This window comes from Bradyrhizobium guangxiense, from assembly GCF_004114915.1.
GTDB lineage: Bacteria > Pseudomonadota > Alphaproteobacteria > Rhizobiales > Xanthobacteraceae > Bradyrhizobium > Bradyrhizobium guangxiense.
The window spans coordinates 5571256-5591622 of record NZ_CP022219.1; the positions used below are offsets into that span (position 1 = coordinate 5571256).

General features: G+C 64.2%; 27 protein-coding genes. 5 read left to right on the forward strand and 22 right to left on the reverse strand.

The window, feature by feature from the left end:
* Positions 1-7: 7 nt before the first annotated feature.
* From X268_RS26700 to X268_RS26735, 8 genes are all read right to left on the reverse strand, one after another.
* Positions 8-316 carry a HesB/IscA family protein gene (locus X268_RS26700; protein WP_025037806.1) on the reverse strand — a complete coding sequence of 103 codons (309 nt, stop codon included), beginning with the start codon at positions 314-316 and terminating at the stop codon, positions 8-10.
* A gap of 11 nt (positions 317-327) precedes the next feature.
* Complete coding sequence (locus tag X268_RS26705; RefSeq protein ID WP_128927695.1) at positions 328-552, reverse strand: 4Fe-4S binding protein; 225 nt, start codon at positions 550-552, stop codon at positions 328-330.
* 10 nt (positions 553-562) lie between these two features.
* Positions 563-2125 carry a nitrogenase cofactor biosynthesis protein NifB gene (nifB, locus tag X268_RS26710; RefSeq protein ID WP_164937951.1) on the reverse strand — a complete coding sequence of 521 codons (1563 nt, stop codon included), beginning with the start codon at positions 2123-2125 and terminating at the stop codon, positions 563-565.
* Between the two features lie 287 nt (positions 2126-2412).
* Positions 2413-3279, reverse strand: a complete 867-nt coding sequence (locus X268_RS26715) for an SIR2 family NAD-dependent protein deacylase (RefSeq protein ID WP_128927696.1) — start codon at positions 3277-3279, stop codon at positions 2413-2415.
* On the reverse strand, positions 3279-3500 hold the full coding sequence (gene nifT / locus X268_RS26720; RefSeq protein WP_128927697.1) for a putative nitrogen fixation protein NifT: 222 nt from the start codon (positions 3498-3500) through the stop codon (positions 3279-3281). Before nifT ends, X268_RS26715 begins: the two co-directional genes overlap by 1 nt.
* Positions 3497-4693 (reverse strand): cysteine desulfurase NifS, encoded by a 1197-nt coding sequence (gene nifS, locus X268_RS26725; RefSeq protein ID WP_128927698.1) that lies wholly within the window; start codon positions 4691-4693, stop codon positions 3497-3499. Before nifS ends, nifT begins: the two co-directional genes overlap by 4 nt.
* A 29-nt stretch (positions 4694-4722) precedes the next feature.
* Positions 4723-5016 carry a NifU family protein gene (locus X268_RS26730; RefSeq protein WP_128927699.1) on the reverse strand — a complete coding sequence of 98 codons (294 nt, stop codon included), beginning with the start codon at positions 5014-5016 and terminating at the stop codon, positions 4723-4725.
* Positions 5017-5057: 41 nt separating this feature from the next.
* A complete protein-coding gene (locus tag X268_RS26735; protein ID WP_128927700.1) occupies positions 5058-5378 on the reverse strand; it encodes an iron-sulfur cluster assembly accessory protein in 321 nt (106 codons plus the stop codon).
* A 337-nt stretch (positions 5379-5715) separates the two neighbouring features.
* Here X268_RS26735 and X268_RS26740 point away from each other — a divergent pair, with 337 nt between their 5' ends.
* Positions 5716-6306, forward strand: coding sequence for a hypothetical protein (locus X268_RS26740; RefSeq protein WP_128927701.1), 591 nt, complete (start codon positions 5716-5718; stop codon positions 6304-6306).
* A 10-nt stretch (positions 6307-6316) separates the two neighbouring features.
* On the opposite strand, the gene X268_RS26745 is transcribed toward X268_RS26740, so the two are convergent.
* The gene (locus X268_RS26745) at positions 6317-6721 is read right to left on the reverse strand and encodes a Rieske (2Fe-2S) protein (protein WP_128927702.1); all 405 of its coding nucleotides are present in this window, start codon (positions 6719-6721) and stop codon (positions 6317-6319) included.
* Between the two features lie 257 nt (positions 6722-6978).
* Between X268_RS26745 and X268_RS26750 the strand changes: the two genes are divergently transcribed.
* Genes X268_RS26750 through X268_RS26760 form a run of 3 tightly spaced genes read left to right on the forward strand, consistent with a single transcriptional unit; the run spans position 6979 to position 8002 of the window.
* The gene (locus tag X268_RS26750) at positions 6979-7425 is read left to right on the forward strand and encodes a hypothetical protein (protein WP_128927703.1); all 447 of its coding nucleotides are present in this window, start codon (positions 6979-6981) and stop codon (positions 7423-7425) included.
* Positions 7425-7685, forward strand: a complete 261-nt coding sequence (locus X268_RS26755; protein ID WP_245477669.1) for a hypothetical protein — start codon at positions 7425-7427, stop codon at positions 7683-7685. The genes X268_RS26750 and X268_RS26755 overlap by 1 nt, the downstream gene beginning before the upstream one ends.
* A 2-nt stretch (positions 7686-7687) precedes the next feature.
* Positions 7688-8002 carry a hypothetical protein gene (locus X268_RS26760; RefSeq protein ID WP_128927704.1) on the forward strand — a complete coding sequence of 105 codons (315 nt, stop codon included), beginning with the start codon at positions 7688-7690 and terminating at the stop codon, positions 8000-8002.
* A 19-nt stretch (positions 8003-8021) separates the two neighbouring features.
* Here the strand turns inward: X268_RS26760 and hspQ are convergent, their stop codons facing one another.
* From hspQ to X268_RS26810, 10 genes are all read right to left on the reverse strand, one after another.
* A complete protein-coding gene (hspQ, locus tag X268_RS26765; RefSeq protein ID WP_128927705.1) occupies positions 8022-8339 on the reverse strand; it encodes a heat shock protein HspQ in 318 nt (105 codons plus the stop codon).
* Between the two features lie 20 nt (positions 8340-8359).
* The gene (gene fdxB / locus X268_RS26770; protein ID WP_128927706.1) at positions 8360-8647 is read right to left on the reverse strand and encodes a ferredoxin III, nif-specific; all 288 of its coding nucleotides are present in this window, start codon (positions 8645-8647) and stop codon (positions 8360-8362) included.
* 13 nt (positions 8648-8660) lie between these two features.
* On the reverse strand, positions 8661-8861 hold the full coding sequence (locus X268_RS26775) for a CCE_0567 family metalloprotein (protein WP_028137114.1): 201 nt from the start codon (positions 8859-8861) through the stop codon (positions 8661-8663).
* Positions 8862-8870: 9 nt separating this feature from the next.
* Positions 8871-9341 carry a NifX-associated nitrogen fixation protein gene (locus tag X268_RS26780; protein WP_128927707.1) on the reverse strand — a complete coding sequence of 157 codons (471 nt, stop codon included), beginning with the start codon at positions 9339-9341 and terminating at the stop codon, positions 8871-8873.
* Between the two features lie 11 nt (positions 9342-9352).
* Complete coding sequence (gene nifX / locus X268_RS26785; protein WP_128927708.1) at positions 9353-9748, reverse strand: nitrogen fixation protein NifX; 396 nt, start codon at positions 9746-9748, stop codon at positions 9353-9355.
* Positions 9749-9770: 22 nt separating this feature from the next.
* Positions 9771-11153, reverse strand: a complete 1383-nt coding sequence (gene nifN, locus X268_RS26790) for a nitrogenase iron-molybdenum cofactor biosynthesis protein NifN (RefSeq protein WP_128927709.1) — start codon at positions 11151-11153, stop codon at positions 9771-9773.
* A gap of 10 nt (positions 11154-11163) precedes the next feature.
* Entirely contained in the window at positions 11164-12831 is a 1668-nt protein-coding gene (gene nifE / locus X268_RS26795; protein WP_128927710.1) for a nitrogenase iron-molybdenum cofactor biosynthesis protein NifE, read from the reverse strand.
* A gap of 118 nt (positions 12832-12949) precedes the next feature.
* On the reverse strand, positions 12950-14509 hold the full coding sequence (gene nifK, locus X268_RS26800) for a nitrogenase molybdenum-iron protein subunit beta (protein WP_128927711.1): 1560 nt from the start codon (positions 14507-14509) through the stop codon (positions 12950-12952).
* Between the two features lie 77 nt (positions 14510-14586).
* Positions 14587-16089, reverse strand: coding sequence for a nitrogenase molybdenum-iron protein alpha chain (nifD, locus tag X268_RS26805; RefSeq protein WP_128927712.1), 1503 nt, complete (start codon positions 16087-16089; stop codon positions 14587-14589).
* Between the two features lie 421 nt (positions 16090-16510).
* Positions 16511-16741 (reverse strand): hypothetical protein, encoded by a 231-nt coding sequence (locus X268_RS26810; protein WP_128927713.1) that lies wholly within the window; start codon positions 16739-16741, stop codon positions 16511-16513.
* Between the two features lie 253 nt (positions 16742-16994).
* On the opposite strand from X268_RS26810, the gene X268_RS26815 reads away from it, so the two are divergent.
* Positions 16995-17438, forward strand: coding sequence for a SufE family protein (locus tag X268_RS26815; protein ID WP_128927714.1), 444 nt, complete (start codon positions 16995-16997; stop codon positions 17436-17438).
* 13 nt (positions 17439-17451) lie between these two features.
* Here X268_RS26815 and X268_RS26820 read toward each other — a convergent pair whose 3' ends face one another.
* The 3 genes from X268_RS26820 to sufD are packed head-to-tail and all read right to left on the reverse strand — an operon-like array spanning position 17452 to position 20366.
* Positions 17452-17805 (reverse strand): nitrogen fixation protein NifZ, encoded by a 354-nt coding sequence (locus X268_RS26820; RefSeq protein WP_128927715.1) that lies wholly within the window; start codon positions 17803-17805, stop codon positions 17452-17454.
* A complete protein-coding gene (locus X268_RS26825; RefSeq protein ID WP_128927716.1) occupies positions 17802-19043 on the reverse strand; it encodes a cysteine desulfurase in 1242 nt (413 codons plus the stop codon). The genes X268_RS26820 and X268_RS26825 overlap by 4 nt, the downstream gene beginning before the upstream one ends.
* A 3-nt stretch (positions 19044-19046) precedes the next feature.
* Entirely contained in the window at positions 19047-20366 is a 1320-nt protein-coding gene (sufD, locus tag X268_RS26830; RefSeq protein WP_128927717.1) for a Fe-S cluster assembly protein SufD, read from the reverse strand.
* Between the last annotated feature and the right edge of the window lies 1 nt (position 20367).

The window sequence follows — 20367 nt, forward strand, 5'->3', positions numbered from 1 at the left end:
CGCCTGTTCAATGATGTCCGCAGGAGACCTGCTTGGGGTCGTGGAACACGAGCCCGGTCTGGGTCGCCGTATCCGCGAAATCGATGGTCACGCCGTCGAGCAGCAGCCGGCTTTCGGCGGGCAGAAACAGCTTGACGCCGTCGCGCTCGACCACGGCATCGCCGGCCTGCGGCTCCGCGCGGACGCTGATGTCCGCGGCAAGGCCCGAGCAGCCACCCGGACTGACCGCAAGACGAAAGCCGCTGCCTGCGCCGCCGTCGACGCGGAGCATCATGCGCATGAACTTCTGCGCCGCTGGTGTAATCGTGAAGTTCATCTCTTTCTCCCTCAGACCGGCGCCTGGTAGCGCGGCAGTGACGTATCGACGACGCAGGTGTTGTCGACCGGGCAAACCGCCACGCATTGCGGCTCGTCGAAATAGCCCAGGCACTCGGTGCACTTCTTCGGATCGATCACGAACGTGCCACCCTTCTCGGAGATGGCGACGTTCGGACATTCCGGCTCGCAAGCCGAACAGCTCGTGCACTGCGAGGCGATGATCTTGAACGGCATCGGTTTCTCCTCACGCCGCCGAAATCAGCGCGCCTTGGCGGATGACGGCATCGCCGCGCTCCACGTGCTCGATCTCGCCGCGGTTGACCTTGTCCAGATAGGCCTTGAACCAGGCGATCGCCGACTTCTCGATGAACTCGTGGGCGTATTGATCGACCGGCTCGATCCCGGCCTTGATCAGGTCGCCCTTCGGGCAGCCGCCGATCTTGGCCACGAACACCGCATGGCAGTCGTTGATGGCACGGATGATGGTCTCGAGACTGTCCTCCTCGCCATAGCCGCCCTGACAGTAGAGATCGACACGGCGATGGCCGACGAATTTCGCACCCGCGGTGGAAAGCTCGTAGACCTGGAATTCCTTGGCATGACCGAAGTGCTCGTTGATCAGGCCCGAGCCCTTGGTCGCAACCGCCGCCAGCACCTTGATGTCACTGGAGGCACCCGCGAGTTCGGCAAGCTCTTCCTGCTTGGCCGCAACCTTGGCGACGCGCTCCTCCTCGACTTTCTCCTGATAGGCCTTGCGGGTCTCGGCGTCGTACTTCACCTCCATGGCCATGATCTTCTCGGTGGTGAACTCGGCGCTGCGATCCTCGCCGAGCAGGCCGACCGCGTCGGCGCGGCACTGGCGGCAATGCCGCATCATGTTCATCTCGCCTTCGCAGGAATCCTGCAGCGCTTTCAGCTCCTGTGCGCTCGGACCGCGCTGCCCGTTCAAGCCGAACACGGTGCCGTGCTCGGGCGAGGAGATCAGCGGCATGATGTTGTGCAGGAAGGCGCCGCGAGACTTCACCGCCCGGTTGACCTCGACCAGGTGCTGGTCGTTGATCCCCGGGATCATCACCGAGTTGATCTTGCAGAGGATGCCGCGCTCGGTGAGCATCTCCAGGCCCTGGAGCTGCCGATCGGTGAGGATCTTGGCGGCCTCGTAGCCGGTGTAACGCTTGTGCTTGTAGAAGATCCAGGGGTAGATCTTGGCGCCGATCTCGGGATCGACCATGTTGATGGTGATGGTGACGTGATCGACGTTGAACCGCGCGATGGCGTCGACATGGTCCGGCAATGCGAGGCCGTTGGTCGACAGGCAGAGCTTGATGTCGGGTGCGGTCTGGCTGATCAGCTCGAACGTCTTGAAGGTCTTTTCGGGGTTCGCCAGGGGATCGCCGGGGCCGGCGATGCCGAGCACTGTCATCTGCGGGATGGTGGAGGCGACCGCCAGAACCTTCTTGGCGGCCTGCTCGGGCGTCAGCTTCTCGCTGACCACGCCGGGGCGGGATTCGTTGGCGCAATCATATTTGCGATTGCAGTAATTGCACTGGATGTTGCACGCCGGCGCAACCGCGACATGCATACGCGCATAGTGATGATGCGCTTCCTCGCTGTAGCAGGGATGGTTCTTCACCTTCTCCCAGATCTCGGTCGGCAGATCGCCTTGCCCGGCCTGCGATCCGCAGCTCGCCTTGCCGCTGCCGCCGCTGGTGCCGCACCCCTTGTGCTCGGCGATGGCCTGCATGATCTCGCCGACTTCGGCGACGTGGCCGATGCTGCTGGCGTCGTGTTGTGCTGAAACGTCCATGTGCTCAGTTCTCCTTGCAGGCCGAACGGATTTGCGGGGCTCTGATTTCGAGAAGCGTCCTAAGAGTCGTTCTAGAAAGGTATTAGCAACCCGCATGCCACCGCCGCATCCGCGACTTTCTTCGCTTGCTTCAAGGAGTTAGCGCGCTCGCCGAAGAATGTCGGGTTATCAACGCATGTTGCAAAGGCGACAGAGGCGACATCGTCGACGAGATGCATCGATGCGCGCGGGATCTCCGCGCGAGGATCGCTCGTGCGGAGATCGCCAGATCGGCCATTCGATGGAGGTCAGCCCGCCAGAACAATCTCAATCGCGCGCGGAAGCGAGATGGCGAGCGGAGTCAGACCCTGGCTCACGAGGAAGCGCAGCTCGTTCTTCGACAGCGTGTCCGGCTCGACCACGGCATAGTGGATGTCCGCCGAACGCTTCGACACCTGCCGCGCATAGGTGCGCAGGAGCTGATCGTTGAAGCGGCAGCCGAGGAACAGAAAGCTGCGGCCCGTGCGTCGCGCCTTGACCTCGTCCGGGATCGGCGTCTGGATGTCGATCTCGGTCAACACCTCGACATAGTCGGCGTCGGAGATCAGAAAGTTCTTCGCCGGCGCGACGCTGCCGTGGGGCTTGTAGAGGATCGTGGTCCAGCCCCCGGCCTGCGCGCGATCGACCTCCTGGCCTGCGGCATCGTAAAACCGGTACCAGCGATCCTCGCCGATGCCGGCGCGGGTGATGCCCTGGATCTCGCCCCAGTCGCCGCGCTCGGCGAGTGCGCTGCGCATCGCACCGTCGTACCAGCTGTCGACGATCAGCGGCAGCGGCAGAGAGGCGAGATGGCGATGCAGCGCCGTCGGTGCCACCGGACTGGCGAAGGCGTCCGCCATCAGCGCCGTCACGGTGGCGCGGTGCCTGGTGCTCTCGATGTGCTGCGCGGAGGCCCAGGCATTGCCGCGGGCGCGTCGCGGTAGCGCAACCTTGGTGCCGAAGAAGGCCGCCAGCGCTTCCGGATTCATCGGTACGGCCGACGCCGCGAGCTCGGCGACGCCCGGCCCGAGATAGGGAATGACGCTGCCGCCGCGCAGCCGCGCGACGACGCCGATGAGAATGGCCTCAGCGTCGGCGGGATTGGCGAAGTCGATCTGCGGGACCGGCGCGTTCATCACTCGTCTCCCTCGCCGCCGCGCTTCTTGGCGTTGATAGTGATCGGAAGGTTGGTGTCGGCGGCCATCTGCGGCAGGGCGAGCACCCAGCCATTGGCGATCTTGATCCAGCCGCCCCACAGCGTCTCGTGCTCTGACTCGACGATCGGCTCCTCGAGATCCTTCTTCGGCACATAGATCGACAGACCGGTCTCCGGCGAACGGCGAATCATGACTTTCATGAGCTGAGCTCCTCGGTCAGAGAGGTGTCGCTCGCGCGCTCTTGCCACGAAGGAGACAATGCTCTCAGTTTCGATAGGATGTCCGGCAGCACGTGCAAGACGCGGTCGACCTCGTCGACCGTGGTTTCGCGTGACAGCGAAAAGCGGATCGCGCCGCGCAACGTCTGCGGCGGCACGTTCATCGCGCGCAGCACGTGCGAGGGCTCCATCGCCCCCGATGCGAAAGCCGATCCCAGCGAGGCGGCAATACCGGCACGGTTCAGATGGTGGATGATCGCCTCGCCCTCGACATGCTCGAAGGCGATGTTCGACGTATTGGGCAGCCGGTTCTTGACATCCCCCAGCACCATGCAATGGCCGAGCTGCAAAATCCCCCGCTCCATCCGGTCGCGCAGCGTGGCGATCCCGGTCCGCTCCTGCTCCAGTTGGCTTACGGCGAGTTCGGCCGCCTTGCCGAGGCCGACGATGCCGGGAACGTTCTCGGTGCCGGCGCGGCGGCGACGCTCCTGCGGACCGCCGAGGATCAGCGGCTTGAACTTCGTGCCCTTGCGCACGTAGAGCGCGCCGATCCCCTTGGGGCCGTGCAGCTTATGGCCGGACAGCGACAGCATGTTGATCTCGGTGGCGCTCAGATCGATTGGGATCCGTCCAACCGCCTGCACGGCATCGGTGTGAAACAGCGCGCCGGCCGAACGGGCCATTTTTGCCAGGAACTCGACCGGGAAGACCGTGCCGGTCTCGTTGTTGGCCCACATCACGGAGGCGATCGCGGTGCGCGGACCGAGCGCGCGCTTGTAGGCCTCGATATCGAGCCGGCCGCGCCCGTCCACCGGGATGAGGTGGCTCCTGATGCCGCGGCGAGAGAGATCCTCTACCAGCGACAGCACCGCGGGATGCTCCACCGCGGTGGTGACGATCTCGTCGCGCCCCTCCTGCACGGCGAGCGCCGACAGGATCGCGGCATTGTCGGATTCGGTGCCGCCCGAGGTGAAGACGATCTCGTGATCGAACGCTGCGCCGATCAGGCCCTGGACGCTACGCCGCGCCTCCCTCATCGCCTGAGCGACGTTGCTGCCGAACGCATGCGCTGAGGACGCATTGCCGAACTGCTCCGAGAAGAACGGCAGCATCGCCGCGACGACGGAAGGATCCGTGCGGGTCGTCGCATTGTTGTCGAGATAGATCGGCCGCACGGAATCCCTCGCTCGGTGTCGGGGCCTGCTCAGTGACGGGGCTTGGCCGCTCCGGCAACGGGAATCAGGCGGACGAACTCGCCGAGCCGTTCGATCAGGCGAGCCTGGATACCCTCCAGCGTCGCGCTGGCGAGCTTGCAGAACACGCAGGCCCCGGTGAGCCGAACCATGATCTTGTTGCCGTCGATCTCGAGCAATTCGCAATCACCACCGTCGCGCTTGAGATTGGGCCTGACCTCGTCGAGCACGGCGCGAATGATGCGCTCACGATCGCCAGGTTCGGCGACCGGCGCCTGCTTGAGATGTTCGGATTCGACGAGCATTTCAGATTCTCTCTCTTGCGGATCGGATCGAAGGGGACGGTTCAGCTGAATGACTTGCCGCAGGAGCAGCTCGACTTCGCGTTGGGATTGTCGAAGGTGAAACCGGACCCCTCCAGGGCGACGACGAAGTCGATCGTGGTGCCGTTGAGATGCTCGTGGCTCGCGTTGTCGACGAACACTTTCACGCCGCCGCGCTCGATCACGGTGTCGTCGGGCTTGGCTTCCTCGGCGAGGCCCATCATGTACTTGACCCCGGCGCAGCCGCCGGTCTCGACCATGATGCGCAAGCCGCTCGCCGGCTGCGCCGCGGAGGAGATCGCGGTCTTCACCGCATTCACCGCGCTGTCCGTCAGGTTGATCATCGCTCGCCCTCGCTGTCTGGGTCTGTTGCCAGATGGGATCGCAAGTCCCGTGCCAGAGCGCATATCCCTGAATCTGCTGAGTTTTCGCGAGGCGTCCGGGCTGTTGCTTTTGCGACGCGTGTCGGGTTTGCGACAGGCGGTCATGGCGACGCCGGGACGGGCGGAACGGCAACGCGATACCGGACGCTGCGCCGCGATTGCGCAAAGCCGTCCGGATTCGCGCAGCATTCAAACTTTCGGCGCATGCGCGCGCGGTCGGCAAACTCCTTGCATAGGGGGGATCGAAACCTTCGCGCCGGCGGACAGCCGCGCGGCAGATGAGACGAGGAGAGATGTCATGACGTCGATCGACAACACCGCCCTTGGCCGCCTGGACAAGGAGGGCCGGCTCTTGAACGCGGTGCTGAAGGGCGACACCACCAAACCGGGCCGGTTCGGTTTCCGCGGCGACATCGCGCTGAAATTCCAGACTCAGGTCGCCGACGAGAAGCGTCCGCCGGATTATTCGATCGAGCAGGTGCTCACCGTGGCGCAGGAGGGCGAGGCCACCATCCCGGTGCTTGCCGGCTACCTGCATTCCTTCGCCTATCTCGCCGACGTCGCCAAGGTGCTGGACGGCGCGCTCAGCCCGAAGGGCAGCTATTTCATGTTCTGCAATAACATCGACTTCCTGGCGAAATACCGCACCAAGATCGGCGATATCGAGTTCCGGGTGCTGCCGTGTGACGAATCCACGGTGTGGAAGGAGATGATGGACCTCGCCGGCGTCGACAAGAACGACATCAAGAAGCTCGATACCGCCGGCAAGCTCGATTACCTGCTCGACGCTGCCAAGGGTCTCGACGGCTCCTATACCGATATCTCCTACGAGGAGGGCGTTGCGAAGATGGAGCCGGTGAAGAACCGTAACGAGAACCGTCCGGTCTGACGCGTCTGCGTCAGACTTCCTCCTCGCAGGCCGTTTCATCGTCCTCCACCAGCGTCACGCCGGTGACGCAAATATCGCCGTCAAGCACGGCGAGAGCGATCGGCGTCAGGCTCTCGCCCTTGCACGGCCCATCGACACAACGGCCCGTGCCGAGCTCGAAGGCGGCGCCGTGCTTCCCGCACAGCAGCCTTGTGCCGTTACCATCCAGGAACTGGTTGCGTTCCCAGTCCAGGTTCACGCCGTTGTGGGGGCAGCGGTTGAGATAGCCGAACACCTGCTTGCCCCAGCGCACGATGACGATCGGCCAGGGCCGCGGCGCGCCGTCCTCGCCGACGATCATGAGATGAAAGCCGATCGCCCGCTGGCTCGGAATGTCGTTGAAAGCGCAGATCGCATAAGCGGTATTCTGGTCCATGCTGCCCTCGTTCGCGGCCGGGTATTTTCAAAGCGTTGCAAGAATCGCGCTAGGCCAGCGTAGCGCGCTGGCTTGGGTCTGTCTGGAATCCGACAGGTGCGCCTTCGTTGTCGGAATGACCTGGCTTGGACGGCATAAGGGCGCGCGTTGCGCGCCGATTCCTTCATATTCCGGACCGCATTGGCTCCCGCGACACGAGCGCAAGATGGCATGGAAATTGATGTTGCTCAGTCAGGCCCTTCGGCATGGAGAACGACATGAACGTTGCGTCTGAATTTGCCGCCTGCTCGGAAGAGGAGATCAAGGCGCTGCTCGACGGCGGCACGCTGACCGTCTACTCGGTCGCGCGCCCGATCACCGCCGACCGTCCGGTCGATCGCAGCGCAGTGCTCGCCACCTTCAAATTCGCAAGCCCCGCTTTCGACGGCGATGGCGGCGTAAGCCTCGCGGCCAACCCGGTGCCGGCGAGCAGCGTCGGCACGCCAGGCTTTGCACGTGCCTGCAAGGCCGACGGCACTGTGGTCGCGGATTTCTCCGCCGGGCCTGGCCCGCGCGAGATCAAGTTCACCGAGGTCTCGTGCTCGCAAGGCGCCCCCGTGAAGATCGTCGCGTTCAAGTTCATCGCCGAAGGCTGCTGGCCGGAGCGCCCGGACTATTACGATGCGCATCCCCGTCCCGGCTTTGCCATGCCGCTGGTGCCGTGATGCCTGCGCTGGCGAACGAGCACGTCCTGTCCGACGGCGACAGGTTCGAGCTGCGGGCGAACGTCGACCGGTCCGTCTTCGTGCTGCGGTCGAAGGCCGACTTCTTCATCGCGCGTCTGGCGGGGGAAGAGGCCATACGCTTCGAGGCCGATTATCATGCCGTACGGCAGCAACATCCCGCCTGGAGGCCCGATCAGGCGCTGGCCCGGCTCTGGGACGAGGACGGCTACATGTGGTACGCGGCGCAGGAGGCCGAGTGACGATGGCGATACTGGTCAAGACCACGCAGGACGGCCGCAAGCTCGAGGTCGTCGGGCTCGCGATCACGCTGGGCGGCAAGCTCGAAGCCAATGAGCTGGTCGAGGTGAAGGATCATCCCTATCGCCGCGCGATCCGCGCCGCCGCACCGGAGGCGAGCCACATTGCCGGCCGCGTGCCCCTGACCCCCGAGGAAGCCGAAATCGTGCTCGCCGCGTTCAAGCAGGCGGAAGCCGACATGCTCGCCAATCCCGTCGCCATTCACGAACGTTTCCGCATCGCTGCGATGATGAAGGCGCGCGAACAGGGGATCGAGTAGAGCGGGAGCCCCGCGGGCGTCAGTTCAGCGCGTGCCTGCGCCGGCGATAGCGGCCTGCCTCGCCGACCTCGAACATCGCCCCAATCCCGGGATGGCTGACAGGCTCGCCGGACTCATCGGGCTCGAGGTCGCGTTCCGCTATGCAGGCCACATAGGGGATCTCGTCGTCTTCGGCGAACAGCCGGTAGACCAGGCCCGTCGCCGTCCCGTCGGGCACGACTTCGCCATCCGTGCCGGCAAACGACGTATCGACGTCGAAAATGACGCCCCGCATCGCATAGAGCCGATGACGGATCACTTGGCCGATATTGTACCTTGCGAACCTGGTCTTGGTCATCGCTGCCTCCGCCGCGGCGCTCAGGCCGCCGCAGGGACGTGGGTCTGGCAGTTGGTCGGGCAGACCCGCGCGCAGGCACCGCAGCCGATGCAGGCGCCCTCGTCGTTCATCACCATGACCTTCTTCTCGACCTCGTCATCGTCGTCGTCGAGGTCGACCATCTCGCCATCTTCGTTGATGCCCTTCAGCGTCATGACCTCGCGGCCGCAGCCCTTGTAGCAGCGGCCCCAGCCGATGCACTTCTGGGCATCGATCGACACCAGATAGTCCGGCTTCCAGTCGCGGCCGTCGCGGGTTGCGTAGGACATGGTCGGGGTCCGGTTATGCCTTTTCCAGCGTCTTGAGGTCCTCGCGCTTGCGCTCGAGCTCGGCGAAGGCGTCGTGGGCCTTCTGCGCCACGCTCAGGATCGAGGTCCAGTTGATCGGCAGCTCCTCCGAGAGATCATGGAGGTCCATCTTGGCCTGCGTGGCCTTGGCCGACAGCTTCTTGATCTCGGCCTTCAGGGTTTCAAGATCGCTCATGCTCAAACCTCAATAGTTCGCCACATCGGGAAATCTGCGGATCATCTCAACCCCGCCCGCGACATATTTGTCGCCTTCGGCGGCAAGCTTGCCGAGATTGTCGAAGCCGAACCGATGGACGTCGCGCAGCTGCTTGTTGACGACGATGAGCCGGCCGCCGATCAGGACCATGCGGCCAAAGCCTTCATGATGCATCTTCAGCATCGGCGAGATCATCACGCCGGTCACCTTCTCGATCGAGAGCGCGACCGCATTGAAGAACAGCTCCATGCGCCAGATCGTGTCCGGGTCGGGATCGCCGACGATTGGAAGCGCACGGCGCTTCTCCTTGTCGAGGATGTAGGGCTCGAGCAGATCGAGGTCCTTCTTGCCCTCCCAGGCGCCATGGGTGTCCTGCGCCCGCCAGATCTTGACGAGCTCCTTGACGAACGGCGCCTCGGCCGCGGCGTCGGGTTGAACGAGTTCAGCCGCCTCTGACATGATGGTGTCCTTCAGTCTTCGAAATCAAAGCTGCGTTCCTGGCCTTTGGCGAGCACCTTGCGCAGCCAGGGCGGGGGCGAGCCTTTCAGCACGTCCTCGAGCTTGACACAGAGGTCGTCGATCGCCTCGGGCTGCGTCACCTTCATCGGGTGGATGTTGTTGGCGACGACCCGTGCTGCGCCAGAGCCGCCGATCGCGGCGACATAGAGGATCACGCAATCCCTGATCGCCTCGATCTTCGGCGCCAGCTTGTCCTCGTTGCCGTCCTCCTTGAGGTCGCCGTCGAACTGGATCGCCTCGACGAAGTGATGGCCGTCCGGATTGACGTCGTAGATGGCGATATTCTTGGCCCAGCCGAAATGCGCATCGACGCGCTTCAGGTCCTGGGTGGCAAAGGCGACTTTCATCGGTCTGGTCCCTCTTCTTGCGTCAATGCAGTTGCGGCGGGACGACCTGGAGGCCGCTGTCCGTGGTCCGCCAGGTGTCGGGCGTCGGCTGGTGGTTGGCCTCGCGGTCGGCGATGACGAGGTTGGCGAGGTCGAAGATCAGATCGCGCGTGCCGCGGTAGCCGACCGACAGCTGGTGCCCGGCGCAAAGCCGATCGAACATCGGAAAGCCCGCCCGATAGAACGGGATCTTGAGGCGCGAGGCGGCCTGGCGGCCGTGCGAATGAGTGATGAGGAGATCGCAGTCGCGCGCCTTGGCGAGCTCTTCGAGATCCTCGAGGTCGCCGATCAGGACCTCCTGTGTCCTGACGCGCTCGAGCACGGGCGAGACCGTCGTTGTCACGGCGACCGCGACCTCGGCGCCCATCTCGTGCAGCATGCTGGAGAGATCGAACAGCAGGTCCGGCTCGGCACCGATCGCAAGCTTGCGCCCGCCAATGTGGAAATGCGCGTCCAGCATCGCGTCCGCGAGCTGACCGCGCTGGCGGCGGTACTTCGCCGGCACCGGCCGGCCGCTGATCTCGCTGAGGAAGGCGATGAATTCGTCGTTGGGGATGAGGCCGCAGAGCCGCTCGAACAGGCGGAACGGCACTCCGGCCCTCTTTTGCATGGCTTCCGCCGCGCGCTGCATCTGCGCGCCGATCGCGATCGTCCAGGCCGCCTGCCCCATGGTGGCGATCTCATCGACCCCGATGCCGCCGATCGTGGTCGGCGTGAATTCATCCGGGATGTGGCCGTCGAGCGAGCCGGCAAGATCGGGCAAGAATGCCGGCTTGAGCCCAAAGTCCTCGAAGATCGTGCGTAGCTCGTCGAGATCGCCGGGCGTGAGATGGCAGCCCGGCAGGACGTTCACACGCGCCGGATCGCGAACAGCCGCGGCCTCGACGGGATCGACCAGCACCTCGACCATGCGCGCGACGGTCTTCTCCCAGCCGTCCTGGAACGCGTCCTTGAAATCAGGCGTGGCGACGTAGACGAGCGGGAATTTCTCGAGGTGCGGATGCTTTTGCCGGATCAAGCGGATGAAGCCTTCGACATCGTCGCCCTTGGTCTCGGTGACGCCGGTCGAGTTGATGCCGATGATCTCCGGCTTGGTGCGATTGTAGATGTTGAGGATCGCCTGCTCGACATTCTCATAGCCGCCGAGCACGGTCGCGACCTCGCTCATCGCGGTGGTCTGCATCGGCACGGCTTCCTTGAAGTGCCGCACGAACAAGGTCAGGCCGAACGAGGTGCAGCCTTGCGAGCCGTGCAGCAGCGGCATCGCGCCGCGCAAGCCCATGAAAGCGAATGATCCGCCGATCGGCTGGCTCATCTTGAGCGGATTGACCGAGCAGGCCTTCTTGGACGTGGTGACGATCGCCATGGCCGCGCGCCTATTCTGCTGCCTGGAGCATCGGCGCGGATCGCGCGGCAAGGACATCCTCGATCCGCCCCTTGCAGGCGCCGCAGCCGCCCGAAGCGTTGGTGTGCTCTTTCACCCCATCGACGGTGGAAAGGCCGTGCGCGGCAATGGCATCCTCGACGGTGCCGAGATCGACCGTCTTGCAGAAGCAGATCTTCCTGGCGCGCCGGGCTTCCTCGGCACGGACCGGATCCGCAGCAATCTCGGCGGCCTGCGCGTCCATCTGCGCCATCGCCTTCGACTGCCAGTTGACGCCGGCGTCATCCCAGGGGGCGGGCTTGCGGAGCTGCGCCCACATCGGATTGTAGAGCGCCTTCTCGATCTCCTCCATCAGCTTGACCATGCCGATGTAGCCCATGTAGCCGTGGCAGCGCTCCTGGTTGATGTCGAGCCAGGGCATCGCCGCCTTCAGCGCGACGAACTGCGACTTGCCACCGGACAGCATGATGTCGGCACGCGCGTCCTTCAGCATCTTGTACATTTCGCGCGGCGTCATGTCCTCGATCATATGGGCGTCCTGGCCCATCAGCTCCTTGATCCGTTCCTTGTCCTCCTTGGTGGACTTCTTCACGGACGTGCCAACAATCTCGAGACCAGCTTCCTGGAGCGCTGCGACCACCGACCACGACTTCACGCCGCCGGTGATCAACAGCACCTTCTTGTCCTTGAAGCGCGGCTTGAAGCGCTCGATCGCCGCCCAGGCCTTGGCTTCCTCCCGCGCAATTACCGCCTCGGTGCGATCCATCAGCTCGGCCGGCGCGCCGCGCTCGATCAGCAACCGCGCGATCTCGCGCAAGGAATCGCTGGAATCCTGGATGCCGTAGAACGAGCCCTCAAAATAGGGGATGCCGTAGCGCTCCTCCATCTTGCGGGCGACGTTGATCATCGCCTTGGAGCACACCATCATCGCGGCTTTCGCGCGATGCGAATAGGCGAGCTCCCGGTATTTCCCGTCGCCTGAGATGCAGGAGAGAATGCGGATGCCGAGCTCGTCGAGCAGCGGCTTGATCTGCCAGAACTCGCCGGACAGATTGTACTCGCCGATGATGTTGATGTCGTAGGGCGTGGTGTAATCGGGCTCTTCGGTGCCGATCACGTGCTCGAGCAGCGCCTCGCCCGCCAGCTTGTTACCGAGGTTCTTCGGGCCGACGAAGCCTGGAGAATTGACGGGGATGACCGGCTTGCCGAATTTCGTGGCTGCAGCCTTGCAGACCGCATTGATGTCGTCGCCGATCATGGCGGGCACGCAGGTCTGGTAGACGAAGATCGCCGGCGGATCGTATTTATCGATGACCTCCTTGATCGCCTTGTAGAGCCGCTTCTCGCCGCCGAACACGATGTCGGTCTCGTTCATGTCGGTGGTGAAGCTGCGCCGCCAGAGATCGGAGCCTGAGGAGGCGCTGCCGCGATTGTCCCAGGAGTTGCCTTCGCAGGCGATCGGGCCGTGGACCAGATGTGCGACGTCGGTGAAGGGCTGCAGCGCGATCTTGGCGCCGTCGAAGGCGCAGCCGCCCGCGGCCCCACCCGGCTGGAGCTGCTTGGTGCAGCCCTTCTTGCGTTCGGCCTCCGTCTTGTTGGCGTTCTTGCCGCAGCCCGGCTCGTTGAACACGTCCTGGATGGTGGCCGACAGCGAGCTCATTCGTCTCTCCCGTTCTTGGACCCGCTGCGCGAGCGCTTCCGCCCCGCAGTCTCGATCGCTCTGGCTAGACATCGTCGTCTGCCGCCGCCTCGTCGGGCGGCGGCAGGTTTGCTCGGCATCAACGGATGATGTCGAAGCTGTAGTCGGTCTTGGCGGGCACGTTGGTATTCTTGTCGATCTCGTCGAAAATCTTGTCGAGGATCTTCACCAGAACATTCATGCCGCCCTGATAGCCCCACACCGGATAGCGATGGTGATGGTGGCGGTCGAATACCGGGAAGCCGATCCGGATCAGCGGCGTGCCGGTGTCGCGCTCCAGGTACTTGCCGTAGGTGTTGCCGATTAGGAAATCGACCGGCTCCGTGAACAGCAGCGAGCGCATGTGCCAGAGATCCTTGCCGGGATAGGCATGGCAGTTCTTGCCGAAGGGCGAGCTGGCGAACAGCGCTTCCATCTTTTCAGCCCAGGCCTTGTTGCCATTGGTGGAGAGCACATGGGTCGGCTCCGCGCCGAGCTCGAGCAGGAAGGCTGCAAGTCCGTAGCAGAGGTCCGGATCGCCGTAGATCGCGAACTTCTTGCCGTGGATATGAGCGCTGGAGTCGGCCATGGCGTCGACCAGGCGGCCACGCTCCTGCTCCAGCGCCTTCGCGATCGGCTTTCCCGTGATGCGCGAGAGCGTCATCAGGAACTCGTCGGTGGCGCTGACGCCGACCGGATGGTTGAAGGCGGCGACCTCGTGGCCGTGGTTCTCGATGAACGGCAGCGTCTTCTCCGTGCAATATTGCTGCATGGAGATGGTGGCCTTGGCATGGATCGCGTTCGCGGCGTCCTCCAGCGTGGTGCCGCCGTCATACATGCGGAATTCGCCGTCGGTCGGGGTGTCGAACACATCGCTGTTGTCGGCGAGGATCGTGTACTCGATCCCCATCAGCTCGAAGATGCGCTTGATCTCGCGGATGTTGCCGACGGTGTAGCCGTCGAAGCCGCCGATGAAGTTGATCTTGGCGTTCTCCTTGCGCTCCAGCTTCGGCGCGGTGCCGGCCTTGCCGTCCCAGAAATGCTCCAGGATGCCCTTGAGCGCGTTGTCGTAGCCGGTCACGTGGCTACCGACGAAGGCTGGCGTATGGGCGAAGGGAACGTCGTACTCCGCCGGAACCGAGCCCTTCTCCTTCGCCGTCTTGATGAAGGCGTTGAGGTCGTCGCCGATCACTTCCGCCATGCAGGTGGTGGAGACGGCGATCATCTTGGGCTTGTACATGTTGTAGGTGTTGGCGAGGCCGTCGATCATGTTGTTCAGGCCGCCGAACACCGCTGCGTCCTCCGTCATTGAGGAGGAGACGCAGGAGCTCGGCTCCTTGAAATGGCGCGACAGATGGCTGCGGTAATAGGCGACGCAGCCCTGCGAACCATGCACGAAGGGCAGCGTGCCCTCGAAGCCGACCGCCACGAAGACCGCGCCCAGCGGCTGGCAGGCCTTGGCGGGATTGACGGTCAAGGCTTCGCGAGCAAAATTCTTCTCGCGATATTCTGGCGTCTTGGCCCATTCGCGGATCCGCTCGACTTCCGCGGGATCCTGCGGATTCTCGAACAGGGCTTTCTTGTTGGCCAGCATCTGCTGGTATTCCGGACCTCGGAACAGCTCGAAGTGATCGAGCACGTGTTCGGCATTCTGTGTCATGGTGGCACCTTCGTTGGATGTCGTGTTCGATCGCTTGCCCCGGCTCCTCCTCGATCGGGAGGAGCCGGCGCTTACAGTTATTCCGCCGCCATCAGGCTCGGCCGCGGGGCATCCTTCCAGGGTGCCTTGGTCTTCTTCCAGATCGGGGAGTTGATCGCCATGTCCATGTCGCGGGCGAAGATCGCGAAGCCGTCATAGCCGTGATAGGGACCGGAATAGTCCCAGGAATGCATCTGGCGGAACGGCACGCCCATCTTCTGGAACACGTACTTTTCCTTGATGCCGGAGCCGACGAGATCGGGCTGGATCTTCTCGACGAAGCGCTCGAATTCGTAGCCGGTGACGTCGTCATAGATCAGCGTGCCGTCCTTGACGTAGTGCTGGGCAGTGCGCTGGTAATCGTCGTTATGGCCGAACTCGTAGCCGGTGCCGACGACCTCCATGCCGAGGTCCTCATAGGCGCCGATGACGTGGCGGGGACGCAGGCCGCCGACGAACAGCATCACCGTCTTGCCTTCGAGGCGCGGACGGTACTTCGCGATCACCGCATCCATCAGCGGCTGGTACTTCGCGATGACGCGCTCGGCGCCTTCCTTGATCTTGTCGTCGAAGAAGCTTGCGATCTTGCGCAGCGATTCCGCGATCTTGGAGGGACCGAAGAAGTTGTATTCGCACCAAGGGATGCCGAACTTCTCTTCCATGTGGCGGGAGATGTAGTTCATCGAGCGATAGCAGTGCAGCACGTTGAGCTTCGCCTTGGGCGTCGCCTCCAGCTCGGCCAGGCTGCCGTCACCCGACCATTGCGCGATCACGCGCAGGCCCATCTCCTCGAGCAGGATGCGCGAGGACCAGGCGTCGCCGCCGATGTTGTAGTCGCCGATGATCGCGACGTCGTAGGGCGTCGATTCGAACGCCGGCTTCGCCTCCGGGGAGATCTTGTCGAAGATCCAGTCGCGCACGGCGTCGTTGGCGATGTGGTGGCCGAGCGACTGCGAGACGCCGCGGAAACCTTCGCAGCGCACCGGGACGATGGTCTTGCCGTCATACTCCTTGGACTTGACCTTCGACACGGCCTCGATGTCGTCGCCGATCAGGCCGATCGGGCATTCCGACTGGATGGTGATGCCGTGGTTCAGCGGAAACAGCTCCTGGATCTCGTCGATGATCTTGGCGAGCTTCTTGTCGCCGCCGAACACGATGTCCTTCTCCTGGAAGTCGGAGGTGAACTGCATGGTGACGAACGTGTCGATGCCGGTCGTGCCGATGTAGTAGTTGCGGCGCGCAGCCCAGGAATACTGGCCGCAACCGACCGGGCCGTGGCTGATGTGGATCATGTCCTTGATCGGGCCCCACACCACGCCCTTGGAGCCGGCGTATGCGCAGCCGCGAATGGTCATCACGCCGGGGATCGACTTCAGGTTCGACTTGACGCCGCAATCGGACTTGCCGGCCTCGTGCACGTTGAGGTGCTTGGCGCGGCGCTTGGCGGTCTTCTCCGGATAGACCTTCAAGACTTCGTCGATCAGTTGCTTGTTGCGGGCCTTGATCTCGGCGACGCTCTGGGTGGTTGCTAGGCTCATACGAATATCCTTCGGTTATCCCTGTGCGGGGTCGGACGCCTCCTCCGAAGCGCCTGATAGACGATCGACAGGCCCCACAACGCGACCTGTCCCGGTTCAATCACTCTGCTCTCCTTCGGCCGATTGCCCTCAACCGGCGCGCCGCTCTCGCGATCTCTTGGCGCGAGCTCGCCTTGCAGAAGGACTTTTGCAACGAGTGTGCCAGCGCTCATCGAGCGCGAAAAACGAAGTGGTTGGAGAGAGATAGCTGCGAGGCAAGCCGTTGTTGCAAACCCGACATCGCATCATGTCGACATGCGTCCGCAGCGGCGGCTGTTCGAAACAAAACAATGCGCGCGGGCGCCACGGGATTGGCGAACATGCATTTTCCTGCCTGAAAGCGCCGCTCCGCCACTTCGGTACGGAGCTTGCTTGATCCACCTCAAAACGCATCGAGGTGCTCATGCAAATCGCAACGGATTCCCAGGCGGCGGGCGCGAGACCAATTGTGTTCGTGATCGAGCGCGAGCAGGTCGTGCGGTCCGCGCTCGACTTCATCCTGCGGGACCGCTACAGGACCCACGCGTTCGCATCGCTTGAAGAGGCGCCGACCGCCGTCACGGATGCGCCCGATGTCGTGCTGCTCGGGAGCTCGCTCCTGCAAGGCCGCCACGACGTGCTCCCGGCCGCCTTGCCAAGCGGTTCGGCAGCGCCGCGATCCTGGTCGTCGCCGACAGCGGCCGCGATGCCCTTGCCCAGCTCGCGCTCGAAAGCGGCGCGTGCGGCATCATCGGAAAGCCGATCTCGTTCGATACGGTCTGCGAAGCGGTCGAGCGGGGGCTCCTGGCGGAGCTTCCTCGCGGCGCGCCCCCGCGCCTCGCCTGCACGTCCCCCGGCTAACGCCGCCACCATCCCGGAGAGCATCCATGACCCTATCCCGGCCCGCACCGATCGAGGACATCATCGAGAATTTCTCCCTGCTCGAGGACTGGGACGACCGCTATCGCTACGTGATCGAGCTCGGTCGCGAGCTGACGCCGCTTCCCGACACGGAACGCACGGACGCCAACAAGGTGCAAGGCTGTGCCAGCCAGGTCTGGCTGGCGACCACGATCGCGCACCGGGACGGGCAACCCTTCCTCACCTTCATCGGCGACAGCGATGCCCACATCGTGCGCGGCCTGGTTGCGATTCTGATCGCACTCTTGTCGGGACGGCCGGCCTCGGAGATCTCGGGCGAAAATCCCCTCGCATTGTTCGAGCGGCTCGGGCTCGGCGAGCACCTGACACCCCAGCGCTCGAACGGTTTCCGCTCGATGATCAAGCGCATGCACGCAGATGCGACAGCCGCCCTGGCGGAGACGGTGTGATGTTCGACAGGCGTCAGGCGACGTCGAACGTGGTTCCCATCCGCCTCATCTCGCTGCCTTGCATGATCACGAACACCGACCGAGCCACGAACTCGACGGTGTAATAGACCTCGCCGAGGAAGCGCCAGCTCTCGCGCACGACGCCGGTGTCGCCGGGATGCACCAGGGGCTCACCGATGTCTTTGTGCGGATACATGCCGTCATTCCTGATCAGCGCCGCGGCGCGGATCGGCTCGCCTGCCACAAACTCGCCGGGGAAGCGTCGCTCTATGTTTCGCACCGTCCGCCGCCGATGGGCATCGCAGACGACGCGGGCAACGGGCCGCGGCTTGACCGACCGCGGCTTGGTGGCGATCTGCTCGCTCATGAGAACAGCTCCTGGGCCATGGTCAGCGCCTCAGCCAGCGCATCGACCTCGTCCATGGTATTGTAGAGCGCAAACGAGGCGCGACAGGTTGCCGTCACACCGAAACGGTCGAGCAGCGGCATCGCGCAATGGGTCCCGGCGCGCACCGCCACACCGGCGCGGTCGATGACCGTCGCGAAGTCATGCGCGTGGGCGTTCGTCATCTCGAACGAGACCAGCGCGCCCTTGTCGGCGGCGGTTCCGATGATCCGCAGCGAATTGATCCCGCGCAGCCGCTCCTGGGCGTAGGCGAGAAGGCTGCTCTCATGCCTGCGGATCCGCTCCTTGCCGATCGATTCGACATAGTCTATGGCGGCTCCGAGGCCTATGGCCTGCACGATCGGCGGCGTACCGGCCTCGAAGCGGTGCGGCGGCTCGCCATAGGTGACGGCCTCGCACGAGACCTCGCGGATCATCTCGCCGCCGCCGTTGAAGGGAGGCATGGCCGCCAGATGCTCGAACTTGCCATAGAGCGCCCCGATGCCGGTCGGGCCGTACAGCTTGTGCCCGGTGATGACGTAGAAGTCGCAGCCGATATCGCGGACGTCGACGTCCATATGCACGGCGGCTTGCGAACCGTCGACGAGGACGGGGATGCCCCGCGCATGCGCCAGGCGAACGACCTCCTTGACGGGAACGATGCTGCCCAGCACGTTCGACATCTGGGTGATCGCGACTAGCCTGGTCCGCGGGGTCAGCAGCTTCTCGAATTCCTCGATCAGGAAATTGCCGCCGTCGTCGACCGGCGCCCATCTGATGACGGCGCCCTGTCGCTCACGCAAGAAATGCCAGGGGACGATGTTGGCATGGTGCTCCATGATCGACAGCACGATCTCGTCACCTGGACCGATCCGCTCGCGACCGAACGTCTGGGCCACGAGATTGATCGCCTCCGTGGCACCGCGGGTGAAGATGATCTCCTCCCGCCGCTCCGCGTTGAGGAACTTGGCGACCTTGTCGCGTGCTCCCTCATATGCCTCCGTGGCGGCGTTGGCGAGGTAGTGCAGGCCGCGATGCACGTTGGCGTATTCGCTGCTATAGGCCCCGGTCAGCCGGTCGAGCACGGCCTTCGGCTTCTGCGCCGAGGCTGCGTTGTCCAGGTAGACCAGCTTCTTGCCGTGCACCTGCATCGACAGGATCGGAAAATCCTGGCGAACGCGGTCGACGTCGTAGCTTGCGTTGCTGACCGCCGGGTGCATGGATCATTCCCGTCCCTTGAGCCAGGCGAGCATCGTCCGCGACAACGCCTCGCGCAGGTCCTCGCGCGCGACGGCGTCGATCACCTCGCCGACGAAGGCCTGGATCAGAAGCGCCTCGGCCTCCTTTTCCGGAATGCCTCGCGCCATCAGATAGAATTTGAACTGGTCGTCCAGCGCGCCGGTGGTCGTGCCGTGGCCGCACTGCACGTCGTCTGCGAAGATCTCGAGTTCAGGCTTGCAGTTGGCGACGGCCTCGTCCGACAGCAGCAGCGCCCGCGCCATCATCCGGGCATCAGTCTGCTGCGCGCCTGGCTGCACCGTGATCCTGCCCTGGAACACCGCTCGCGCCTCGTCGTCGACTACGGCCTTGAACACCTCGCGGCTCTGCGATCCGGCGGCGACATGGTCGACGATGAGCGTGGTATCCGCGTGCTGGCGTCCCGAGAGGAGGCTCGCCTGGTGCACGCCGGCTGTGGTCCCCTCGCCCGCGAGCTTCACGAAGATCTGGTTGCGCACCACGGCCCCGCCCGTCGTGAAGCCGAATTCGCGGTAGTCCGCGTCGGCCCCGATCGACGCCTCCAACGTTGCAATATGCAGCGCAGCCGCACCTTCGCCGATGATCCTGATGTGATCGAGGCGGGCCTTGTCGCCGACATTCATCTGCAAGGCTGCATTGACCTGATAGTCGGTTTGATCCGGGCCTTCATGCGTCTCGAGCAGCGTGAGCGCGGCGCCGCTGCCGAGCTCCAGCCGCGATCGCGTGAACATTGCGGCAGGCGCCGTGCCCGTCGTCACGAACACGAGATGGATCGGCCGTTCCACGACGACATCGGGCGCGACCGTGATGACGACACCGTCGGCGGCAAGTGCAGTGTTGAGCGCCGCGGCCGGATCGCCCCCCGCCATGTCGAGCGAAAGAACCGATTCGTCTGAACCCAGCGCGTCAGCGGTCGCGCGAATCGTGACGCCGGATTCGAGGCCCGCGAGATCGGAGAGTTCCGGCACGAAGGCGCCATCGACGATCAGGAGCCGGCGCAGGTGGAGGCCGGCGAACGCCGCGCCGGCGTTGCGGGCGGCAGCCTTCGCGTTTGCGTCGGGGTGAGGCGCCAGCGGCTTGGCATCGCGGACCAGACGTCGCAGGTCAGTGTACTTCCAGGCCTCGACGCGCGAGTTCGGCAGCCCCTGCGCCACGAAACGGTCGATGGCATCACGCCGGAGAGCCTCGGTGCTTTGGCCACCGGGCAGGCTCTGCTGCGCGGTCGCGAACAGGTCGGCGAATCCGATCTCGGCAGCGGTTTTCACGGGGCGGATCTCGGCATTCATG